Below are 4746 nucleotides of genomic sequence, written 5' to 3'. Positions count from 1 at the left end.
ATCCGGCGGGCCGCGCCGCCCGAGAGCACCACCGCCGCGTACGCCGTCACGCGGCAACCGTAACCGCGGGTGGCGCCGCGGTGCGGGTGCCCGGGGGCGCGGGGCAGGATGGCGGCATGGGACGGGCGACTGATCGGCGCGGCGTGCTCCGGATCGACCTCGACGGGGCGGCCGACGGGCGGGCGCGGCTGCGCCGGCAGGACACCATGGTCGTGGAGGAGCCGCTGGAGATCCGGGTCGGCCCGGCGGGGCCCGGCCGGCGCAGGCCGCTCGCCGTGACCATGCGCACCCCCGGCGACGACCTGGACCTGGCGATCGGCTTCCTGCTCACCGAGGGGCTGATCCGGTCGGCCGACGACGTGCGCACCGCGCAGCTCTGCGCCGGGGCGGAGACCCCGAACACCTACAACGTGGTCGACGTGGCCCTGGCGCCCGGCGTGCCGGAGCCGGTCACCGACCCGGCCCGCAACTTCTACACCACCAGCTCGTGCGGGGTCTGCGGCAAGGCGAGCATCGACTCCGTCCGGACCCGCTCGCGGTTCGCGGTGGGTGAGGACCCGCTCGCGGTGACCGCCGAGCTGCTGGCCGCGCTGCCCGACCGGCTGCGCGCGGCCCAGCGGACCTTCGACCGCACCGGCGGCCTGCACGCGGCCGGCCTCTTCACCGCCGACGGCGAGCTGGTGGTGTCGCGCGAGGACGTCGGCCGGCACAACGCGGTGGACAAGGTGGTCGGCTGGGCGGTCCGGGAAGGCCGGCTCCCGCTCGCCGGGCACCTGCTGCTCGTGTCGGGCCGGGCCAGCTTCGAGCTGACCCAGAAGGCGTGGATGGCCGGCGTGCCGCTGCTGGCCGCGGTCTCCGCGCCCAGCACGCTCGCGGCCGACCTGGCCGAGGAGGCCGGGATGACGCTGGTCGGCTTCCTCCGCGGCGGGACCATGAACGTCTACACCGGGGCGCAGCGCGTGCCCGGGTGATCCGGTCACCGGCGGGGACGACGCTTGCGGTGGCGCAGCACCGGGCCGGCGGTCGCCGGCCAGCCGTCCAGCTCGGCAGGGGACAGCCCGCGGCGGAGCGCGTCGTCGAGGAGCACGGCCAGCGAGTAGCCGGGGTGCGCGGCGAGCACCCGTTCCAGGGCGACGGCGGCCACCGCGCCGTGGCCGGCCCGCCAGGCGGCGAAGGCCAGCAGGCTGCCCGGGGCGGCGATCAGCTCCGGCTCGGCCCGGCGCAGCACGTCGGTCCAGAGGCTGATGTCGGCGTCCCGGCCGTCGGTGCGGGACCAGGCGTGGTCGCGTACGGGGAGGTGGGTGAGAAGCACGGTCAGCCAGGCCACCTCGTCGTCGCCGAGCCGCTCACCGCGCCGGTGCCGGCGGAACGCGGTGCGCACCGCCGCCACCCCGGCCGAGCGGACCGAGGGGCCCGTGGTCAGCTCCGTCCCGGCCGCCTCACCGGCCAGCCCGGCCAGTCTGCGGTGGGCCCGGGCGGTGGCCCGGCGCATGGCCACCCGGACCGGCCCGCCGAGCGGGGACACCTGCGCGGCCAGCGCGGCGCGGTCGGGCAGCGCGACCTGACCGGCGAAGACGGCCGCCGCGCTGACCTCGCTGGCCGCCGGGTCGTAGGGGGTGCCCTCGGGCGGGCAGCAGGCCGGATCGGCGCAGAGGTAGGACCACCAGCGCCCGTCGGTGACCCGGAGCGCGTCGAGGACGAGCAGACCGGTCTGGTCCAGTGCCTCGCCGACCGCGTCCACCGCGGCCGTGACCCGGGCGGCCGGACCGTAGCCGATCACGGTGGCGGCGTCGGTGCCCTGCCGGGCGACCACCTCGGCCAGGTGCCGGGCGGCCGGACGCGGGTCGGTGCCCGGCTCGGGCAGGTCACCCCGGGCGGCGAAGACGACCCGCCGGCTGCGCACCGCCACCACCACGACGCTGTCGGCGGGATGGAAGCCGAGCAGGTACGGCACGGCGGCGACGAGGTCGGCGGGCGAGCGGACGGCGAGGCGGGGACGCTCGGTGGAGTTCATGCCGGGAGCGTGCGGCGGACCGGTGCCGGCGCGACAGGCCCTGTGGACGACACGCAGGTTGTCCACAGATACGCAGAGTATCGGCCCAGGTCGGCGAGGAACGGCACGCTCCGGAGCCGGCCACGGCCCGCGCGGGCTCCGCGGACCGGCTACCTTGCGCTCATGGACCTGGCGTACCTGCGGGCACACCCGGAGCACCTGCCGACCTTCCTGACCCACCAACGGATCCGGGAGACGCCGGTCTCCGGCGGGGACAGCTGCGCCGCGTCCCGGCTCACCCTGGACGACGGGCACTCGGTCTTCGCCAAGACCTGGCCGGAGCACACGGAGCGGGCCGTGCCCGAGGGCTTCTTCGCCGCCGAGGCGGCCGGGCTGCGCTGGCTGCGCGAGGCGGGCACGGTCGCCGTGCCGGAGGTGGTGGTGGCGCTGCCGGAGCTGCTGGCGCTCGACTGGGTCGAGCCGCACGAGCCGACGCCGGAGGCGGCCGAGCTGTTCGGCCGCGAGCTGGCCGGGCTGCACCGGGCCGGGGCGCCCGCCTTCGGCGCCGAGTGGCCGGGGTTCATCGGCCTGCTGCCGCAGGACAACACCCCCGACCCGGGCCCGTGGTCGGAGTGGTTCGCCCAGCGGCGGCTCCTGCCGTACCTGCGGATGTCGGTCGACAACGGCGCGCTCACCAGCGCGGAGGCCGGCCCGGTCGAGGAACTGCTCGACCGGATCGCCGAGTTCGGCGGCGACGAGCCGCCGGCCCGGATCCACGGCGACCTCTGGCCCGGCAACCTGCTCTGGGGCGCCGACGACCGGGTCTGGCTGGTCGACCCCGCCGCGCACGGCGGCCACCGGGAGACCGACCTGGCCCAGCTCGCCCTGTTCGGCGGACCGCCGCACCTCGACCGGATCACGGCCGCCTACCGGGAGGCGTGGCCGCTGGCCGACGGCTGGCGGGAACGGGTGCCGCTGCACCAGCTCCACCTGCTGCTGGTGCACACCGCGCTGTTCGGCGCGGCGTACCGGGCGGCCGTGGACTCCGCCGCCCGCGCCGCGCTGCGCGGCACCGGACGCGCTACGGTCGACGGGTGACCGCGGCGCCGATGACGACCGACGGGGCCCTTGTCGACCGGTACGGCCGGGTCGCCCGGGACCTCCGGGTCTCGCTGACCGACAAGTGCAACCTGCGCTGCACCTACTGCATGCCGGCGGAAGGGCTGCCCTGGCTGGCCGGGCCGCAGCTGCTCGACGACGACGAGATCGTCCGGCTGATCCGGGTGGCGGTGCACCGGCTCGGCGTCACCGAGGTCCGCTTCACCGGCGGCGAGCCGCTGATCCGACCCGGCCTGGCCCGCATCCTGTCGGCGGTGGCCGCGTTGGAGCCCCGCCCGCGCATCTCGCTGACCACCAACGGCATCGGCCTGGACCGCCTCGCGCCCACCCTGCGCGCCGCCGGGCTGGACCGGGTCAACGTCTCGCTGGACACCCTGGACCGGTCCCGGTTCGCGGAGCTGACCCGGCGGGACCGGCACGCCGACGTGCTGGCCGGGTTGGCCGGCGCGGCGGCGGCCGGGCTGACCCCGGTGAAGATCAACGCGGTGCTGATGCGCGGGGTAAACGACGACGAGGCGCCCGCGCTGCTCCGGTTCGCCCTGGCCCACGGCTACGAGCTGCGGTTCATCGAGCAGATGCCGCTGGACGCCCAGCACGGCTGGGACCGGTCGACCATGGTCACCGCCGAGGAGATCCTCGCCGCCCTGCGCGCCGAGTTCGCGTTGACCGCCGACCCCGGCGAGCGGGGCGCGGCCCCGGCCGAGACCTGGCTGGTGGACGGCGGGCCGGCCCGGGTCGGGGTGATCGCGAGCGTGACCCGGCCGTTCTGCGGCGACTGCGACCGGACCCGGCTCACCGCCGACGGTCAGGTCCGCAACTGCCTCTTCGCCACCGAGGAGTCCGACCTGCGCGGCGCGCTGCGCGCCGGAGCGGACGACGAGGAGCTGGCCCGCCGCTGGCGAGCCGCGACCTGGGGCAAGCGGGCCGGGCACGGCATCGACGACCCCACCTTCCTGCAACCCGCCCGCCCCATGTCGGCGATCGGAGGCTGACCGGTGCAGCTCACCGTCCGCTATTTCGCCGGCGCGCGGGCCGCGGCCGGCCGCGCCGAGGAGACCGCGCCCGCCGGCCGGTCGCTCGACGAACTCCTCGACGAGCTGACCGAGCGGCACGGCGAGCGGCTGGCCGTGGTGCTGAAGGCGGCGAGTTTCCTGGTCGACGGGTTGGCCTGCCATGATCGTCAGGCACCGCTGCCGGCCGGGGCGACGGTCGACGTGCTGCCGCCCTTCGCGGGCGGCTGAGGAGGCTCCCGTGCTGGCGATGGCGACTTTCGTGGGCTTCGCTGTGCTCGTCACCGCCCTGATCCACCTCTACCGGTGGAAACGGCTGGTCCGCGACACCACCCGGCCGGGCCGCTGGCGGAAGGCCGGCGGGGCGTCCGCGCTGCTGCTGGCGCTGCTGGTGCCGGCGACCATGGTGGGCACCCGCAACGGCTCGTACTGGCTGGCCTGGCCGGGCTACCTGTGGCTGGCCCTGATGTTCTACCTGCTGGTGCTGCTGCTGGTCCTGGAAGTGCCCATGGCGGTGGCGAAGCTGGTGCTGCGCCGCCGCGAGCTGGCCGCGACCGGCGCGGCTGCCGAGCCGGTGCCGGTGCCGGCAGGCGGCACCGGCCGGGCGGACACCGCCGCGGCCGG

At 76.6% G+C, this 4746-nt stretch carries 5 protein-coding genes and 1 pseudogene; 5 read left to right on the top strand and 1 reads right to left on the bottom strand.

The window, feature by feature from the left end; genetic code table 11:
- The first annotated feature begins 116 nt into the window (after positions 1-116).
- Positions 117-971: a formate dehydrogenase accessory sulfurtransferase FdhD gene (fdhD, locus tag B0E53_RS33245; RefSeq protein ID WP_107079567.1), complete on the top strand. Its 855-nt coding sequence runs from the start codon at positions 117-119 to the stop codon at positions 969-971.
- 5 nt (positions 972-976) lie between these two features.
- Here fdhD and B0E53_RS33240 read toward each other — a convergent pair whose 3' ends face one another.
- Positions 977-2014, bottom strand: a complete 1038-nt coding sequence (locus B0E53_RS33240) for a DUF4192 domain-containing protein (protein WP_107079566.1) — start codon at positions 2012-2014, stop codon at positions 977-979.
- A 162-nt stretch (positions 2015-2176) separates the two neighbouring features.
- Here B0E53_RS33240 and B0E53_RS33235 point away from each other — a divergent pair, with 162 nt between their 5' ends.
- The 4 genes and pseudogenes from B0E53_RS33235 to B0E53_RS33220 form a co-directional block, all read left to right on the top strand.
- Positions 2177-3091: a fructosamine kinase family protein gene (locus B0E53_RS33235; RefSeq protein WP_107079565.1), complete on the top strand. Its 915-nt coding sequence runs from the start codon at positions 2177-2179 to the stop codon at positions 3089-3091.
- 11 nt (positions 3092-3102) lie between these two features.
- Positions 3103-4104: a GTP 3',8-cyclase MoaA gene (gene moaA / locus B0E53_RS33230; RefSeq protein WP_246835724.1), complete on the top strand. Its 1002-nt coding sequence runs from the start codon at positions 3103-3105 to the stop codon at positions 4102-4104.
- A gap of 3 nt (positions 4105-4107) precedes the next feature.
- Positions 4108-4353, top strand: a complete 246-nt coding sequence (locus tag B0E53_RS33225; RefSeq protein ID WP_107079563.1) for a MoaD/ThiS family protein — start codon at positions 4108-4110, stop codon at positions 4351-4353.
- 19 nt (positions 4354-4372) lie between these two features.
- Positions 4373-4746: pseudogene (locus B0E53_RS33220) on the top strand (metallophosphoesterase); the annotation flags it as partial.

The organism is Micromonospora sp. MH33 (assembly GCF_003013775.1).
GTDB classification, from domain to species: Bacteria; Actinomycetota; Actinomycetes; order Mycobacteriales; family Micromonosporaceae; genus Micromonospora; species Micromonospora fulviviridis.
Note: the sequence above shows the minus strand (reverse complement) of the source record. Positions and strands in the feature narration are given on the sequence as shown.